Genomic DNA, 16568 nt, shown 5'->3' with positions numbered 1-16568 from the left:
CTCAGTGCCACCCGTGACGATCCATAGATGCCGTCGCAGTTTCATGCCCATGCTCCTCCGGCCGATGATCGGGTTTGGGGGAATAGAGGGAGTGGTAGGGCGTCACCGGCTGCTGATGCGTGCCGAGCAGGCCGTTGGCCAGATCGAACAGGGTTTGCCGGCTGCCGCGATAACCGATCCAGGTGCGCCGGTACGCGCCGATCTGGTCATACAGCGGAAAACCCATCCGCAGCAGCGGCAGGTTCAGGCGCTGGGCCGCGTCCGCCATGTGGGAGTTGCCCAGTAGCAGTTCCGCCTCGTTCCGTCGCGCCAGTTGCTCCAAATCCTCCAGGTCGCCGATATGCACCTGAGCCGCCGGAATACGTTCCAGCACCGCCGCGCGGCAGGGCGTGACCGCCGCCACGATTTCCGCGCCGATCTCGACACCCAGCGTACAGGCGGCGTGCAGCAGATCGGCGTCGGCGGCGATGGCCAGCCGCGCCTGGCCAAGCAGGAAATGGGTGTCGAGCATGGCGTCCTGCAATTGGGCGCGCTGCCGCTCCAGCCGCGCCGGCACCGGACCGCCGGCGATACCCGCCAGGGTCATGATCAGGCGGTCGTTCGCCTCCAATCCCCACAGGTGCTCAAAGCGATGCAGCGGCGTACCGGTGCGTTGAGCCAGTCGTTCGGCGGCGGGATACAAGGACGCGCCGATGACCAGGGTGGCGGCGGCATCACCCAGGGTGGCGAAGGCGGCGACCGGGGTGCCGCCGGTGGTGAGCGGCGAGAATTCATCGGCCGCCAGATGACCATCCAGGGAATCGCTCAGGTCGGGTAGCAGCAGCGGATGCAGATCGAAGCTCTCGATCAACTCCTTCAGCGCTTCCAGGTCGCCCGGCGTCAGGGAAGGTCCACACAGCACGTTGATTTGCCGGGGCCGGCGACCGGGCCGGACGCCGCTGGCCGCGACGGATGGGGTCCAATGTTCGATCATGGCCCGCACCGCCGCGGCGAAGCCGGATTCCAGGCCGCCGCTGAAGTCCGGGGTGTTCACCGGCACGATGCGGATCGCCCGAAATTCCGGATGGCGTTCGCGGAAGATCTTGAGCACTCGATGGATGTCGGTGCCTTGAGTTTCGGTCAGCCCGGTGGTCAACAGGCCCACCGCCGCCGGTCGGTGCTTCTCGCAAACGGTGCTCAATCCTTCAAGCAGGCTGTCGTCCGCGCCCATGATGCCGCTGATCTGGTCCAGCGCGGTGGTTTGCAGCGGGATCGGTTCGCGGAAATGGCGCACGAAGAACACCTTGGCAAAGGCAGTGCAGCCCTGGGCACCGTGCAGCAGCGGGATGGCGCGATCGAGGCCAAGCACCGCCAGGCTGGCGCCCAGCGGTTGGCTGGTTTTCAGTGGACTGACGGACAGGGGTTTGTTGCGGCGAACGATTTCAGCCATGAGTCGTCTCCGGGATTGCGGTCCAGGGCGCGGGTTGGCGCACGGCGTCCCACACCGGATTTTCCAGGGCGCGGACCAGTTGCCGCGCCAGCGTCGCCATGCCTTGATAGCCGGCGTAGCCGTGTTCCCGTTCCTGGTTGACATCCAGAAACGGCAATCGGGCCTTGATGGCGGTATACAGGTTGCGACCGCCGGCGATCAGGATGTCGGCCTGGTTGGCGCGGGCCAGATCCAGCAGGCCGCGCGGGTTGCCGTCGTCGATCATCTGGGCGTCCTCGCCCATCAACTCCCGAATCCGGGTCTTGTCTTCCTCGGTGGATTTCTTGGTGCCGGTGGCGACCACCGTCAGTCCCAGATCCTGCAAGGCGGCGACGATGGACCAGGATTTGACCCCGCCGGTGTACAGCAGCGCCCGCTTGCCGCGCAGTCGCTCCCGCCAAGGCGCCAGTTCAGCGTCAATCCGTGCCTCTTCACGGGCGATCAGCGCCTCGGTGCGGACCTGGAGATCGGGATCGTCGAGCAGGCGGGCGAAATCGCGCAGGGCGGCGGACACGTCACGAACACCGTAAAAACTGCCCTCGAACCAGGGCGCGCCAAACCGATCCCGCAGCTTGCGGGCGACATTGAGCATGGCGCGGGAACACACCACCATGTTGACCTCGGCCCGGTGCATGGTCTGGATTTCCCGGAAACGGGCGTCGCCGGACAGGGAACACAACACCCGCAACCCCAGTTCGTCGAACAGCGGCAGGGTGTGCCACAGTTCCCCGGCGATGTTGTATTCGCCGATCAGATTGATGTCGTGGACCCGCAGCTCCGGCCGCGCGGGGTCCACCGGCGGCGGTTCCGGCTCGCGGCCGCCGATCACGTACTTGAGCATCGCTTCGCCGGCAATGCGGTTGCCCAGATTCTTGCTGCCGAAAAAGCCGGCCGAGTCGATCGGAATCACCGGTACGCCCCAGCGCCGCGCCGCCGCCTTGCAGACTGCTTCCAGATCGTCGCCGATCAGCGCCGTCACGCAGGTGCTGTACACGAATACCGCCGCCGGGGCATGGCTATCGATCACCTGCTTGATGGCGTGAAACAGGCGCTTTTCGCCGCGCCCCATGATTACGTCCTGCTCGCTGAGATCGGTGGTCAGACCGAGTTTGTACAGGGTGGGGCCGGTGGAGCGGGCGCCGCGGCTGTCCCAGGCATTGCCGGCGCAGGAGATGGGGCCATGCACGATGTGCGCGACATCGGCAATCGGCAGCAGGGCGATCTGCGCGCCATCGAAGGCACAGCCGCCGGCGGCGGCTCCCGGCTTGGGGCGGGCGCAGCCGGACTTGCTTTTCAGGTTGTGAGTGCAAGCCGGTTCGTCGATCAGTGCGGCGAGATCGCTGGGTTTCATCGAATGATCCTCGGAGTGTCCTCAAACAGGCGCGGGGTTGCGGAGCGTTCAGGGCGCGGGGGGGCAGGGTACGGGGAACCAAAGAACAGGGCGTAGGGGAGCGGAATCAATCCGCCCCCCTTGCTCCCGGTGCCCCGCGATCGACCTCAACCCGTCACCGCCGCGCCCAGCAACTCGGGCTTGACCTGTTCGAGCCATTCTTCCAGCCGCTCGTCGGTCAGGTCCGCCTGATTGTCCTGATCGAGCACCAGACCGACGAACTCGCCGTCGCGCAGGGCCTTGGATTTCTCGAACTCGTAGCCTTCCGCCGGCCAGCCGCCAATCAGGTTGGCGCCCAGCTTCTTGAGCTTTTTGTAGGTGATGCCGAGCGCGTCCACGAACTCGGTGGGATAGCCGACCTGATCGCCCAGACCGAACATAGCGATGGTTTTACCGGTTACATGGCTGCTGTCCAGTTGCCCGAGGAATTCCGTGAGCGGTTCGGGCAGTTCGCCGTCGCCCAGGGTCGGGGTACCGACGATCAGCGCTTCGCAATCCTTTATCGCGTCCGGGGTGGTCTTGGCGAAATCGAACAGTTCGATTTCCCCTTCCTCGAACTGCTTCTTGATCCGCTTGGCGATCTTGCGGGTATTGCCGGTGTCGGTGGCGTAGAACAATCCGATCTTGGCCATGGGCGATATCCTCTATTTGCTTCATGAATAAATGGGTTAGTTCGTTTCTTCCAGTACCGCCGCCAGTACGATGCCGGTGGCGACCTGCAAATCGCTGGTCAGGCGCAGGCAGTGCTGGCTTCCATCCACCAGGTAGAGGTTGAAGCCGGCGCTTTCCAACGCGGGTTCCATGCCGTTGATGTCGTCGTCCAGGCAGTAGGTGAAATAGGTTCCTGGATACACTTGACGCAAACGGGAGGCGGTGGCGTGATCCAGGCCCTGATCCGCCGTCAGGCGGGCAATGTCGGTAAGCTGGCGTTGGGTGATCATGGCGTGGCTCCCATCCGCGCCGGCCGCTGTTCGTCGAGCGCGCGGGCGCGGAGTTTGGCCAGCCAGGGCGGCGGGTCGCCGGCCAGCACCTGTTGCAATTCGCTCAGCAGCGGTTGGATGTCGCCGATCACGCCGCGCTTGATCGGGTGGATGCCGCTGTTCACCACCCGGGCGGCGGCCGGTCCGCCGATGGACAGCACGCACAGCAAGTCGCAGTCGCCGATCAGCGCCACCCGCTCCGCGCTGTGATCCACGCTGAGCCGGGCGATGTTGGGCGCCGGGCGTACCGCGATCAATCGTGCCTCGGTCGCCGAGACCTGATAGATCAGGAACCGGGCGCAGGAACCGAAATGACCGTCCAGCCGCTCGCCGCTATTCGACGTGCAGGCCAGCCGGATGGAATGGGGCATTTCGCCCTCGCGATAAGGCTGAGGCTCCGGGATCTGGGCCGATGAGGCGTCCGCCTCATGCTCGCCTTTCAGGGCGCTCAGTGCCTGCCGCAACAGGGCGCCATCAACCTCGCGCAGGGAGCCGTCGGCGGCCTTCTTGAGATCCTTGACCGTCAGGTCGTTCAGCTTGATTTCGGTCAGGGGTTCATCCAACGCCGTCAGCAGGATGCGCAGCAATTGGCCCGAACTGGTATCGGGGAGTTGTCGTGCCGCCAGGGCAATGCGCAGCGCGACGCAACGCGGTAGCGAATGGGCGGCGGTCATAGCCGCTTTACCCTGACGGTCAACGGCAACCTGGGCGTTTGCTCCAAGGGTTCCAGATAGAATCGCGAACCATCGGACAACTGCATTTCACCACCCCAAGCGCCGGGTCCCGCGTGTTCCAGCGCCACCACGGTTTCCTCGTGGTCCTTTTTGGTGATGTATAACACCAGTTGACCGGATGCATCGTTCCGTAACATGACATTGGGCATGGCTGAGTTCTCCAGCACGGTGGAGGCAGGTTTGGCAGCCCGTCTCCACCGCGCGGTCGGTCGTCAACGAATCAAATCGAAGGCGTAATCGGTTTCGCCCAGGGTCATGGTGTCCTGATCGAGTTTTTCCATCACCGCATTGACCAGGGCTTTGAGCATGTACATCGCGCCTTCGTAGCCCAAGGTGGTGTCACGGTGCAGGTGGTGACGGTCGAACAGCGGGAAACCAATCCGAATCAACGGAACTTCATGTTCCTTGCCCTTGTGCAGGGTGTCGCGCTGAATGAACTTGCCGTAGGAGTTGCCAATCAGGAAATCGGGTTTGTTGCTGAATACCAGCGAACGCAGATGCCAGAGATCCTTGCCGGTATGCACTTCGGCGTCCTGACCGTAGGGCGAAGCCTTGAGCAGCTTGGTGATGTCCTTGGTCCAACGCTTGTTGGCGTTGTGACACAGCACATGCAGGGGTTCGGCGCCCAGCTCCAACAGGAACTGGCACATGCCGGTCACGAAATCGGGATCGCCATAGACCGAGAAGCGCTTGCCATGCAACCAGGTGTGGGAATCGGTCATCATGTCCAGCAGCCGACCGCGTTCCAGGGCCAGCGACTCGGGGATCGGCTTGCCGGTGAGTTCCGACACCTTCATCAGGAAATCGTCGGTCCAACTCAGCCCCATGGGCGGGCGAATCGCACTGACGGGTTGCTGCCAGGTCTCCTGCACATACTTCTTGGTCTTGGGCAACTGCCACGGTTGCAGCAACAGCGTATCGATGGCGTTGGGCGCGTCCTTGATCTCATCCTGCGTGGTGCCGCCCGCGTACATGCGAAATTCGCCATCGGTCGGAGTGTCGAGAATTTCCTCGGGATCGGACAGGAAGGTGTAATCGACGTCCATCTCCTTCAGCATCCGCTTGATCACACGGAGATTGCCAAGATAGGTCTCGAAACCGGCCACAATGTTGATCTTGCCGTTGCTGCCGACCGTCTTAGCTTCCATCGAGTTCAGGGTGAAGTAGCGGAGGATGCCTTCCATCATGTTGTCCCAGCCGGTGGTGTGGCTGCCGACGAAGCTGGGGGTATGGGCGAACGGGGTGGGGAAATCCATCGGCACCCGCCCGTCCTTCTTGGCATTGGCGATGAAGGCGTTGAGATCGTCGCCGATGACTTCCGCCATACAGGTCGTTGATACCGCAATCATTTCCGGCTGATACATGGCCTTGGAGTTTTCCAGGCCCTCGAACATGTTCTTTTGTCCGCCGAAGACCGCCGCGTCTTCGGTCATCGAGTCGGAGACGGCGGCAATCGGTTCGCGGAAATGGCGATTGAAATAGGTGCGGAAATAGGCCACGCAGCCCTGCGAGCCGTGGACATAAGGCAGGGTCTTGTAAAAGCCGAGCGCGCACAACACCGCACCCAAGGGCTGACAGGCTTTGGCCGGGTTGATGGTCAGCGCCTCGCGCTGGAAATTCAGTTCCTTGTAAGCCTCCGTGGTCGTCCACTGAAACACTTCTTCCAGTTTTTCGCGTGGAGGCGCTTCCTCAAACACCCGTTTGCCGACAAAAGATTCCTGGTATTCCTCGGTATTGAATAGCGGATAGCCCGCTTTAATGGTTTCAACGTCTTGCATGACTAAATCCTCATTAGCGCGAAGCGCGTAACCCAACACGGTGAGAATGTTGGGTTATGGCCTGTGGCCTCACCCAACCGACGGGTTTCAGGCAACCGCCGACTCCACTGCTTCAGTACGGGTGCGTTTCCAGGGAGCCTGTAAATTTTTCCAGCAGGGATTGTTGATCGTCATGTCCATATCGCGGGCGAAGATGGCGAAGCCGTCATAACCGTGATAGGGACCGGAGTAATCCCAGGAGTGCATCTGCCGGAATGGAATACCCATCTTGTGGAATACGTATTTCTCCTTGATGCCGGAGCCGATCAGATCGGGTTTCAGCCGTTCCACGAAGGATTCCAGCTCGAAGCTGGTCGCGTCGTCGTAAATCAGCGCGCCATCCTGCACTTCCTTGAAGGTGCGGTCGTAATCGTCGTTGTGGGCGAACTCGTAGCCGGCGCCGATGATTTCCATCCCTAAATCTTCATAGGCACCGATGACATGGCGAGGCCGCAGACCGCCGACAAACAACATCACCCGTTTGCCTTCCAACCGGGGGCGGTATTTGGCGATGATGGCGTCCATGACCGGTTGATGCCTGGCGATGACGCGTTCGGCGTTTTCCTTGATGGTGTCGTCGAAAAACGCCGCGATCTTGCGCAGGCTTTCGGCGATTTTGGTCGGCCCGAAGAAGTTGTATTCCATATAGGGAATGCCGTACTTCTCTTCCATATGCCGGCTGATGTAGTTCATCGAGCGGTAGCAGTGCAGCAGATTCAGCTTGGCGTGGCGGGTGGTTTGCATTTCCGGGATCGAGCCATCGCCGGACCATTGCGCGATGACTCGCAGGCCGATTTCCTCCAGCAGAACCCGCGAGCTCCAGGCGTCCCCGCCGATGTTGTAGTCGCCGGTAATCGCCACGTCGTAAGGCGTGGACTTGAAGCTGTCGTCTTCATCGCGGCCGTGCAGTACCCAGTCACGCAATGAGTCATTGGCAACATGGTGGCCGAGGGACTGGGAGACGCCGCGAAAACCTTCGCAACGCACCGGCACCACCACCTTGTCGATTTCCTTGGCCGATTTCTTGGCCACGGCTTCGATATCGTCGCCGATCAGGCCAATGGGGCATTCCGACTGTATGGTAATGCCTTTGACCAGGGGAAACAGGGTATCGATTTCGGCAATCAGCTTGGCCAGCTTCTTGTCGCCGCCGAACACCACATCCTTTTCCTGGAAATCGGAAGTGAAGTTCATATCGCCGAACACGTTGACGCCGCTGTGGCCGGTGATGTAGTTACGGCGACCCGCGCGGGAAAACTGCCCACAGCCGACCGGGCCGTGCGAGATGTTGGCCACATCCTTGACCGGTCCCCACACCACGCCCTTGGCGCCGGCGTAGGCACAACCGCGCGCGGTCATCACGCCGGGCAATGCCTTCTTGTTGGCCACAATGCATTTGTTGGATTTTTCCAGAGAGGGGTCGTTGACCATCAGATGCTTGGCGCGTTGCTTGCCGGTGGCTTCCGGGTAAACTTCCAGCACTTCCTGAATCAGTTGTTCGGTTTCTTGGCGGTTCATGGTCATAATTGTGTACTCCAGTGAGCCTCAGGCAGGGGCCAGCGTGGCTTCGGCGGCGGCGGTCTTGCCGACGATGGACTCGTCTTCCTCGTCGAGAATGCCGAATTCCATTAGCAAGTCTTCCAATTCATCCATGGTCAGCGGCTTGGGGATGACCAGTTTCTTGTTTTCCACGATCTTGCGCGCCAGGTCACGGTATTCATCGGCCTGCTTGGCGGTGGGGTCGTACTCAATGACGGTCATCCGGCGAATTTCCGCCCGTTGCACCACATTGTCGCGCGGCACGAAATGAATCATTTGGGTGCCCATTTTCTCGGCCAGCGCCTGAATCAATTCGGCCTCCTTGTCGGTCTTGCGCGAGTTGCAGATCAGCCCGGCCAAGCGCACCTTGCCGGAAGTGGCATACTTGCAGATGCCCTTGGCGATGTTGTTGGCGGCGTACATCGCCATCATCTCGCCGGATACGACGATGTAGATTTCCTGCGCCTTGTTTTCGCGAATGGGCATGGCGAAACCGCCGCACACCACGTCGCCCAGCACGTCGTAGAACACGAAGTCGAGTTCTTCCTCGTAGGCGCCTTCTTCCTCCAGGAAGTTGATCGCGGTGATGACGCCACGCCCGGCGCAGCCGACGCCGGGTTCCGGGCCGCCGGACTCGACGCAACGAACGCCGCCGTAACCCACTTTCAACACATCGTCCAGTTCCAGATCTTCGACGGTGCCCGCATCGGCGGCCATCTGCATGATGGTGTTCTGGGCTTTGGCATGCAGGATCAGTCGGGTCGAATCGGCTTTCGGATCGCAACCCACAATCATGACTTTCTTGCCCTCGGCGGCCAAACCGGCCACCAGGTTCTGGGTGGTGGTGGACTTGCCGATGCCGCCTTTCCCGTAAATTGCGCATTGACGTATCATTGCTTTAGCTCTCCGGTCGCTGAATGATGAACCTTGCTTTCACATGTCCTGCTTCAAACGCCGTGCCAAGAAAGATTCGTAGATAACCCCTTGTTTAATAATCCGCAACTGTTGTCAGAGACAACCAGGATCGAAACCAGACATGACAATCGCGACGGTTTGTCGGGTTGATAACAATGCGGTTGCGGCGCCGGTCGATGGCAGCGGACCGCGCCTGCCCAAGGGTTCCTACCTGCCGATCAACCGCTGTAACCTGCCGGCGATGATCCTGGGTGGTCTGACTTTTCAGCGCCATCCGGCCCCATTGTTGCTGGACGGGGTGGCGGAATTGCATCACCGCTTGTTTCGATCGTTGGATCTGTTGGCCGAACCGGGCGAGCGGGCGCGGCGGTTCGTGGACTACATGACGGTGTACTTTCGGCTGGAGGCGCTGGAGGAAGTGGGTCTGACGCCAGGTCGGCGCAAGCTGCGCGGGCGGGCGGATTACCTGCGCATGGTGCGCGGCTGGGCTTTCGATCCCAACGGTCAGGAAGGCGCGGTGCTGAAAGCCTGGGTGGAATCGCGCTTTGGCCTGTTGGCGCGCTTTCACGGGGGGTTGCTGGATGACCGCGTCCGGGACGATACCTACATGCACTTTCTGGAGGCGTGCAGCCGGGGCTTGTACAACACCAACGCATTGGAAGCGCAACTCGACCTGCTGTATGCCTATGGCCAGTACGAACAGCGACGCCAGCAGCCGGCGGTGACTCATCTAAATCTGTATCGCGGCTTCAACCGCTTCAGCGACGACCAGGTATTGGCCAAACCTGAACGCCGGCGCTGGATCGTGCTGCTCAACAACCTCAGTTCCTTCAGCGTCCGCCGCGAGCGCGCCGAGGAGTTCGGCGACCATCTGCTGCGGGCGCAAGTCCCACTGACCAAGGTGTTTTTCTATAACCGGATGCTGCCGGGGATGCTGAAGGGCGAGGACGAGTACGTGGTGGTCGGTGGGATTTACGAGGTGGAAAGATTGTGTTGAAAGCCGGTCTGATCGGACCGTGTGCAACAGGCCCATGACCCATTTTCTTGCGGCACGGATAGACTATGTTTTTTTTCTCTACGGCTTGAGTTTCGTCCTGCTGGCCGTGATCGCCTCTCCCTTGCGGCACCGCGCCGGCGCCGCGTGGCCGTGGGCCTGGTTGATGGGATTCGGTGCGCTGCACGGCGGCAACGAATGGTTGGATATGCTGGCGTTGTCCGCGGGCGACCCTCCCGCCTTCGCCGGGCTACGGCTTGCGGTCATGGCGGCATCGTTTCTGTGCCTGTTGGAGTTCGGCCGCGCTGGGACAGCCGCGCTGGGCGGGCGGGTGCCGGGACGCTGGATCGCGTTGCCGCTGCTGGCGCTGGCGTTGGCGGGCGCGCTGACGGGGATGGCGGGTTTGAACGCCGGAGTCCGCTACGCCTTGGGGCTGACCGGCGGGTTGTGGTCGGCCGGAGTATTGTGGCGCTATCGAAACGGCTCCCGTTCCGGCGGCGGCGCGCTCGGCTTCGCCGCCGCGGCGATGGCGCTGTACGCGCTCGCCACCGGCGCCATCGTACCGAAAACGGCATTTTTCCCGGCTTCGGTGCTCAACCACGAGTCCTTTCTGATCCTGACCGGTTTTCCAGTCCAACTCCTGCGCGGGGTACTGGCGGGGATGATCGCCCTGGGAATTTGGGGGTATGCCGAAGCCACCCGGCCTGTCGTCGCCAACCGCCCGTTTCTCCAGCAGCGTGAAAATCTGCTGCTACCGCCGCTGGTCGCGGTGTTGATCGTCGGTTGGGTCGCCACCGAGTGGGTGGGACAATCCACCCACCGGGAGCAAATGGCGCAGATTTTGACCTTGGCCAAAGCCGGCGTCGCCGCCGTCAATGAACAGCGTATCGCCCGACTGGCGGGCGAGGCTTCCGATCTGACGGCTCCGGACTACCCGCGCCTGAAACAGCAGCTCATGCGCTTGCGCCAGGCCGCCGAAGACGTCCGTTTCTACTATCTCATGCGTCGGGAGGGTGAGCGGATTGTTTTCCTGGCGGATTCCGAACCGCCCGGTTCCCCGGACGAATCTCCGCCGGGGCAGGAGTACCGGGCGGCGACGCCGGTGCTACTTGGGATATTCGAGCGGGGCGGTTTCGCGGTGGAAGGCCCGGAAACCGATGCCTGGGGAACCTGGTTTAGCAGCTTCGCCCCGGTGGTCGGAGAGTCTGGTCGGCCGCTCGCCGTGCTGGGCGTGGACATCGCGGCCCAGCGCTGGCTGGCGCAGATCGCCCGGAACCGTCTGGCACCGATTCTCATCACCCTGCTGCTGACGGTGTTGCTGCTCTTTCTGCGAGCCTCGCAACGGCGCAACCGGACGGCACTGGACACCTTGCGCGAGCGCGAACAGCGCTTGAGCAAGATCGCCTCCCAGGTTCCCGGGATGCTCTATCAATTCAAAATGTTTCCCAACGGCCTCGTCGGCCTGCCCTACACCAGCGAAGGGATTCGCTCGATATTCCAGCTAGAGCCCGAACAGGTCCACGACGATGCCAGCGCGATCTTCGATACGGTGCATCCGGATGACCTGGAGCGGGTCAGAGCCTCTACTTTCGAATCGGCGGAAACCCTGCAACAGTGGAAGTGCGAGTTTCGAGTCATCCTGGCCGGTGGGGTCGTGAAGTGGCGCTATGGTAACTCGATGCCCCAGCGCGAGCCGGACGGCAGCGTGCTCTGGCATGGGTTTATCACCGACATCACCGAGCAGAAACAATACGAGACGATGCTGAATCAAGCCAAGGAGCTGGCGGAAACCGCCAACCGCGCCAAGAGCGAATTTCTGGCCAACATGAGCCACGAAATCCGCACGCCGATGAACGGGGTGATCGGCATGACCGGCCTGCTGCTGGATTCGGATCTGAACCCCGAACAACGCCAGTACGCCGAGATCGTGCGGTCCAGCGCCGAATCACTGCTGGCGATCATCAACGAAATCCTGGATTTTTCCAAGATCGAGGCCGGCAAGCTGGAACTGGAGATGTTGGATTTCGACCTGCGCACCACCGTGGAAGATACAGTCGAGATGCTGGCGGTCAAGGCGCAGGAAAAGGGTTTGGAGTTGAATTGCCTGATTGATCCGGGGGCACCGTCCCTGCTACTACGCGGCGATCCCGGTCGCTTGCGGCAGATCCTCATCAATCTGGTCGGGAACGCCGTCAAGTTCACCAGCCGGGGCGATGTGACCATTCGCGTGGGCGTGGCGGCGGAGAACGACCGACAGGTTACCCTGTCGTTCCAAGTGAGCGACACCGGGGTGGGCATTCCTTCGGATCGCGTCGGCGCGCTATTCGCGCCGTTCGTCCAAGTGGACGGATCGACCACCCGCAAATACGGTGGAACCGGTCTTGGCCTGGCGATTTCCAGACAACTGGTCGAACTGATGGGCGGTCGCATCAGTGTGGACAGCATCGAAGGGCGGGGTTCCACTTTTCAGTTTACGCTGGTGTTCGGCAAACAGGCCAAGCCGTTGATTCCAGATCAACCGCAGGTCGATCTGGAAGGGATGAAAGTGCTGGTGGTCGATGATCACGAGATCAACCGGTTGCTGGTAACGACGCTGTTGAATTCGTGGCACTGCCGCTTCGCCGAGGCCACCCATGCCGACGAGGCGCTGACGTTGTTGCGCCAGGCGGCGCGGGAGGACGATCCGTTTCATGTCGCGCTGTTGGACATGCAGATGCCGGAAGTCGATGGCGCCGAGCTGGGTCGCCGCATCAAGACATGCCCGGAAGTGGAGCGCACGCCGCTGGTCATGATGACCTCAATGGGCCAGCGGGGTGACGCGACCCGCTTACAGAAAATCGGTTTTGTCGGCTATTTCACCAAGCCGGTGCGCCAATCTCATCTGCACGAGTGTCTGGCGATGATCCGGAGTCGAGTGACGCAGGCGCGGGAACGGACGGCGGACCAGATGATCACCCGGCATCTGATCACCGAGGTGACCCGACGCCGTGTCCGCATTCTGCTGGCCGAGGATAATGTGATCAACCAGCGGGTGGCGCTGGCCATCTTGAAGAAGCTAGGCTATCGAGCCGACGCCGTCGCCAACGGGAAAGAGGCCATTGCGGCGCTGCGGGACATTCCCTACGACCTGGTGCTCATGGACTGTCAGATGCCCGAGATGGATGGTTACGAAGCGACCCGCTCGATCCGCGCCCCGCAATCCGGGGTGCTCCGCCCGACGGTGCCCATTGTGGCCATGACGGCGAATGCCATGAAGGGCGATCGGGAGAAATGTCTCGAAGCCGGCATGGACGACTACATTTCCAAGCCGGTACAGCCCCGCGATCTGGCGGATATGCTCGAACGCTGGCTGGGTCGCGGCCAGGAAGGTTCCGCCTCGTAAGCCCGCGCCGCGACCGGCGGGATTTTTACAGCTCCTTGATGATCCTCTAGAAATTCCTGGTTTCTGGCCTAAGGTTTACACAAGGTCGGCCGTCGGTTCGATCTTGCTCGAAACCCCCAAAGGAGGATCATCCTTATGATAAAACTCAAAACCTTGCTAAGCGGGCTGGCCGTGTTGTCGTTCATACTGACAAGCTCCGCTTTCGCGGCCCGCGAGAAGTTCGGCGCCGATCGGCGGCACGAAGAGGTCAAGAAGGAATTACGGACCATCAAGCCGTCCAAGGAAGAATTCAGGTGGAAGATGGTCATGCCCTGGACCGAAGGCCTCCTGTTTTACGACATGGCCCAGCACTTCGCCGATACCGTCGCTCTCGCCTCCGGCGGTCGACTGGAAATCAAGCTGTTCCCGGCCGGCGCGCTGGTGGGCGCCATGGAAAGTTTCGATGCCGTCAGCAAGGGCTCGGCCCAAATCGGCCACGACTGGCCTGGCTACTGGAAGGGGAAGAACGAAGCGTTCGTGGCGTTCGCTTCGGTGCCTTTTGGCCTGGATACCGAGGGCTACAATATCTGGCTGTACGAGCGCGGCGGCCTGAAGATGATGCAGGACCTGTACGGGCAATATAATCTGTACGCGCTGCCCGGTGGCAACGGTGGTCAGGAGATGGGCCTGTTCTCCAACAAGAAAGCCACCAAGATGACGGATTTCAAGGGCTTGCGGGTGCGTACTCCGGGCTGGTACATGGATATCATGAACAGCTTGGGCGCCAGCGTGACGCCCCTGCCGGGCGGCGAAGTCTATCTGGCGCTGGAGCGCGGCGTCATCGACGCGGCCGAATTCAGCACCCCGGCCATGAATTACCCCATGGGCTTCGACGAAATCACCAAATACGTCATCGAACCCGGTGTGCATCAGCCCTCGGTCCAGTGCGCGTTCTTCATCAACAAGGATGCCTGGGACAAACTGCCGTCCGACCTGAAATGGATCGTCGATACGGCCGCCAAGGAAACCCAGCTCTGGTCCACCGCCTGGCAGGAAAATCTCAATATCGAGGCGATCGAGCGCTTCAAGGGCAAGGTCGAGTTCGTGCGCATGGACGACGAGACCATCACCAGCTTCGCCAAGCGGACCAAGGAGTATCTGGATGCACTCAAGGCCAAGTATCCCGACGTGAAAAAGGTCCTCGATTCCCAGGATAAATTCCGCAAGGACTTCGCCGAATGGCGTGAAATCCGCAGCGGTGTGACGCCGTGGCCGCTGGACGATTACATCGCCGGCAAGCGTACTCAATAATCGTTCGATCCCTCACCCAAAGCTTTTAGCAGCATTCACTTCACCGAAGGATGTGAGGCAGACTTCCGGCTTATTAAACTGGCTGGAAGCTGTCTCCGCGTCTCCCCGTTAGGAACCGCTGAAATTGTATGGAGGGATGGCGTATGCGCAAAATCGCTCAGGCAATCGACGCTTTGAATGAAAACACCGGCTATTACAGCGCCTTTCTGGTTCTGCCCTTACTCGCTGTCGTTAGCTATGAAGTCATCATGCGTTACGGCTTCAACGCACCCACCACCTGGGGATTTGAGGCGACGACCTTCCTCTATGGTGTCCATTTTGTGCTGGGTCTGGGTTATACCCATAAGCATAACGGCCATGTCGCCATCGATGTCTTCGAAGCCCGACTGGCCACCCGAACCCGTACTTTGCTCAGAATCGTGGTCAATTTGCTGATCTTTATTCCAACGATGGGGCTGATCTCCATCTGGTCGGTGATCTATGCAAGCACGGCCTGGATGCAATGGGAAGTTGCTTCCAGTTCCTGGGCGCCGCCGCTTTATCCCTTCAAGACACTGATGGCCATCGGTTTCGTGCTGCTCTTTCTGCAGGGTATTGCCAAATTGATCCAGGATTTCCATGGCCTGAATCAGCCAGCTTTCTCCGGAGAACAATAACCATGAGCCCCGAGTTGCTGACCTTGTTGATGTTTCTTACGCTGATTCTCTGTATTCCCCTGGGACATCCGCTGGCCATTACCTTGGCCGCGGTCGCCATGCTGTTTGGCCTGATCGACAATGGTTTCAACGTGCCGGCACTGCTGGATCTGTTCGTCAACAACAATTGGGGCACCTTCCTGAATTACACCTTGGTAGCCATTCCCCTGTTCATTTTCATGGCGCAGATTATGGACCGCTCCAAGGTTTCCGAGGCGCTGTTCGATGCGCTCTATCGATCGATGGGCAAGGTGCGTGGCGGACTGGGCTTGGCGGTGATCGTGGTCAGCACCGTGTTCGCCGCCACGACTGGCATCATCGGCGCTTCCGTGGTGGCCATGGGCCTGATGGCGGGACCGGCTCTGTTGCGGCGAGGCTACGACCGGGGCATGTCGGCCGGCATCATCTGCTCTTCGGGTACGCTTGGTATTCTCATTCCGCCGAGCATCATGCTGGTCGTGTACGGGAGCTTGACTGGTTTAAAGGAAACGTCGGTGGGGAACCTGTTCGCCGGCGCGATCCTGCCGGGACTGGTGCTGTCCGGGCTGTATTTGGCCTACGTCGCCATCCGCTGCGGTATTAATCCCAGCCTGGGTCCACCGATCCCCGCCGAAGAGGACACACTGACAGCGGGACAAAAGGCCACCATGATCCTCAAAAGTTTCCTGCCGCCCTTCAGTTTGATCCTGCTGGTGATGGGCACCATCCTGGCTGGCGTTGCCACGCCCACCGAAGCGGCTGCCATGGGAGGGCTTGGGGCACTGGTCTTGGCATTGCTCAACCGCATGCTCTCTTGGGAAGTCATCGCACAATCTTGTGTGTCTACCCTGAGAATTACCTGCATGATTATGCTGTTGTTTGTCGGTGGCAAACTGTTCAGCGTGGTCTTTCTCAGCATCGGTGGCGGCGATGTGGTCGCTGATCTGCTGCTGGGAATGGATGTCAGTCCCTATGTGGTCCTGGCGATTATGATGGCCGTGGTGTTTTTTCTGGGCATGTTCATCGATTGGGCGGCGATCCTGCTGGTCACCGTGCCGATTTTTACTCCCATCGCCATGGATCTGGATTTCAATCCACTATGGTTCGCGATGCTGGTCTGCGTCAATTTACAGACTTCGTTCCTGACACCGCCTTTCGGTTATGCCCTGTTCTATTTCAAGGGCGTGGCGCCTCCCGCTTACACCATGGGCGATATCTACAAGGGCATCATGCCCTTTGTGGCGATCCAGGTTGTTGGATTGGTTCTGATGGTGGTTTTCCCCCGTTTGATTACCTGGCTGCCATCCCTGTTTTTCGGTAGCCCATAAGCGAATCATGGATAATAAACCGGGGTAGATTCGAATGCCTCGAACTCCCGCCGGCGC

The 16568-nt window shown here is 60.7% G+C and carries 14 protein-coding genes; 5 read left to right on the top strand and 9 right to left on the bottom strand.

Annotated features, from left to right (window positions below; all coding sequences use genetic code 11):
- Nucleotide 1: 1 nt before the first annotated feature.
- The 9 genes from nifN to nifH all read right to left on the bottom strand — a co-directional run bounded on the left by nifN (nt 2) and on the right by nifH (nt 8822).
- Nucleotides 2-1429, bottom strand: a complete 1428-nt coding sequence (nifN, locus tag IPM89_08050) for a nitrogenase iron-molybdenum cofactor biosynthesis protein NifN (GenBank protein QQS52899.1) — start codon at nt 1427-1429, stop codon at nt 2-4.
- Complete coding sequence (gene nifE / locus IPM89_08045; protein QQS52898.1) at nt 1422-2819, bottom strand: nitrogenase iron-molybdenum cofactor biosynthesis protein NifE; 1398 nt, start codon at nt 2817-2819, stop codon at nt 1422-1424. The genes nifN and nifE overlap by 8 nt, the downstream gene beginning before the upstream one ends.
- A gap of 146 nt (nt 2820-2965) precedes the next feature.
- Complete coding sequence (locus IPM89_08040; GenBank protein QQS52897.1) at nt 2966-3490, bottom strand: flavodoxin; 525 nt, start codon at nt 3488-3490, stop codon at nt 2966-2968.
- A gap of 36 nt (nt 3491-3526) precedes the next feature.
- A complete protein-coding gene (locus IPM89_08035; GenBank protein ID QQS52896.1) occupies nt 3527-3799 on the bottom strand; it encodes a hypothetical protein in 273 nt (90 codons plus the stop codon).
- Nucleotides 3796-4512: a dinitrogenase iron-molybdenum cofactor biosynthesis protein gene (locus IPM89_08030; GenBank protein ID QQS52895.1), complete on the bottom strand. Its 717-nt coding sequence runs from the start codon at nt 4510-4512 to the stop codon at nt 3796-3798. The genes IPM89_08035 and IPM89_08030 overlap by 4 nt, the downstream gene beginning before the upstream one ends.
- A complete protein-coding gene (gene nifT, locus IPM89_08025; protein QQS52894.1) occupies nt 4509-4721 on the bottom strand; it encodes a putative nitrogen fixation protein NifT in 213 nt (70 codons plus the stop codon). The genes IPM89_08030 and nifT overlap by 4 nt, the downstream gene beginning before the upstream one ends.
- A 63-nt stretch (nt 4722-4784) precedes the next feature.
- Nucleotides 4785-6350, bottom strand: a complete 1566-nt coding sequence (gene nifK / locus IPM89_08020; protein QQS52893.1) for a nitrogenase molybdenum-iron protein subunit beta — start codon at nt 6348-6350, stop codon at nt 4785-4787.
- An 87-nt stretch (nt 6351-6437) separates the two neighbouring features.
- A complete protein-coding gene (gene nifD / locus IPM89_08015; GenBank protein QQS55840.1) occupies nt 6438-7916 on the bottom strand; it encodes a nitrogenase molybdenum-iron protein alpha chain in 1479 nt (492 codons plus the stop codon).
- Nucleotides 7917-7934: 18 nt separating this feature from the next.
- Complete coding sequence (nifH, locus tag IPM89_08010) at nt 7935-8822, bottom strand: nitrogenase iron protein (protein ID QQS55707.1); 888 nt, start codon at nt 8820-8822, stop codon at nt 7935-7937.
- 142 nt (nt 8823-8964) lie between these two features.
- On the opposite strand from nifH, the gene IPM89_08005 reads away from it, so the two are divergent.
- The 5 genes from IPM89_08005 (at nt 8965) to IPM89_07985 (ending at nt 16511) form a co-directional block, all read left to right on the top strand.
- The gene (locus IPM89_08005; protein QQS55706.1) at nt 8965-9840 is read left to right on the top strand and encodes an NAD(+)--dinitrogen-reductase ADP-D-ribosyltransferase; all 876 of its coding nucleotides are present in this window, start codon (nt 8965-8967) and stop codon (nt 9838-9840) included.
- Between the two features lie 34 nt (nt 9841-9874).
- On the top strand, nt 9875-13219 hold the full coding sequence (locus IPM89_08000; protein QQS55705.1) for a response regulator: 3345 nt from the start codon (nt 9875-9877) through the stop codon (nt 13217-13219).
- 135 nt (nt 13220-13354) lie between these two features.
- Nucleotides 13355-14509 (top strand): TRAP transporter substrate-binding protein DctP, encoded by a 1155-nt coding sequence (dctP, locus tag IPM89_07995; protein QQS55704.1) that lies wholly within the window; start codon nt 13355-13357, stop codon nt 14507-14509.
- Nucleotides 14510-14652: 143 nt separating this feature from the next.
- Nucleotides 14653-15165, top strand: a complete 513-nt coding sequence (locus IPM89_07990; protein QQS55703.1) for a TRAP transporter small permease subunit — start codon at nt 14653-14655, stop codon at nt 15163-15165.
- Between the two features lie 2 nt (nt 15166-15167).
- On the top strand, nt 15168-16511 hold the full coding sequence (locus tag IPM89_07985; protein QQS55702.1) for a TRAP transporter large permease subunit: 1344 nt from the start codon (nt 15168-15170) through the stop codon (nt 16509-16511).
- Nucleotides 16512-16568: the final 57 nt, after the last annotated feature.

This window comes from Candidatus Competibacteraceae bacterium (assembly GCA_016699715.1).
Lineage (GTDB): Bacteria > Pseudomonadota > Gammaproteobacteria > Competibacterales > Competibacteraceae > Competibacter.
Note: the sequence above shows the minus strand (reverse complement) of the source record. Positions and strands in the feature narration are given on the sequence as shown.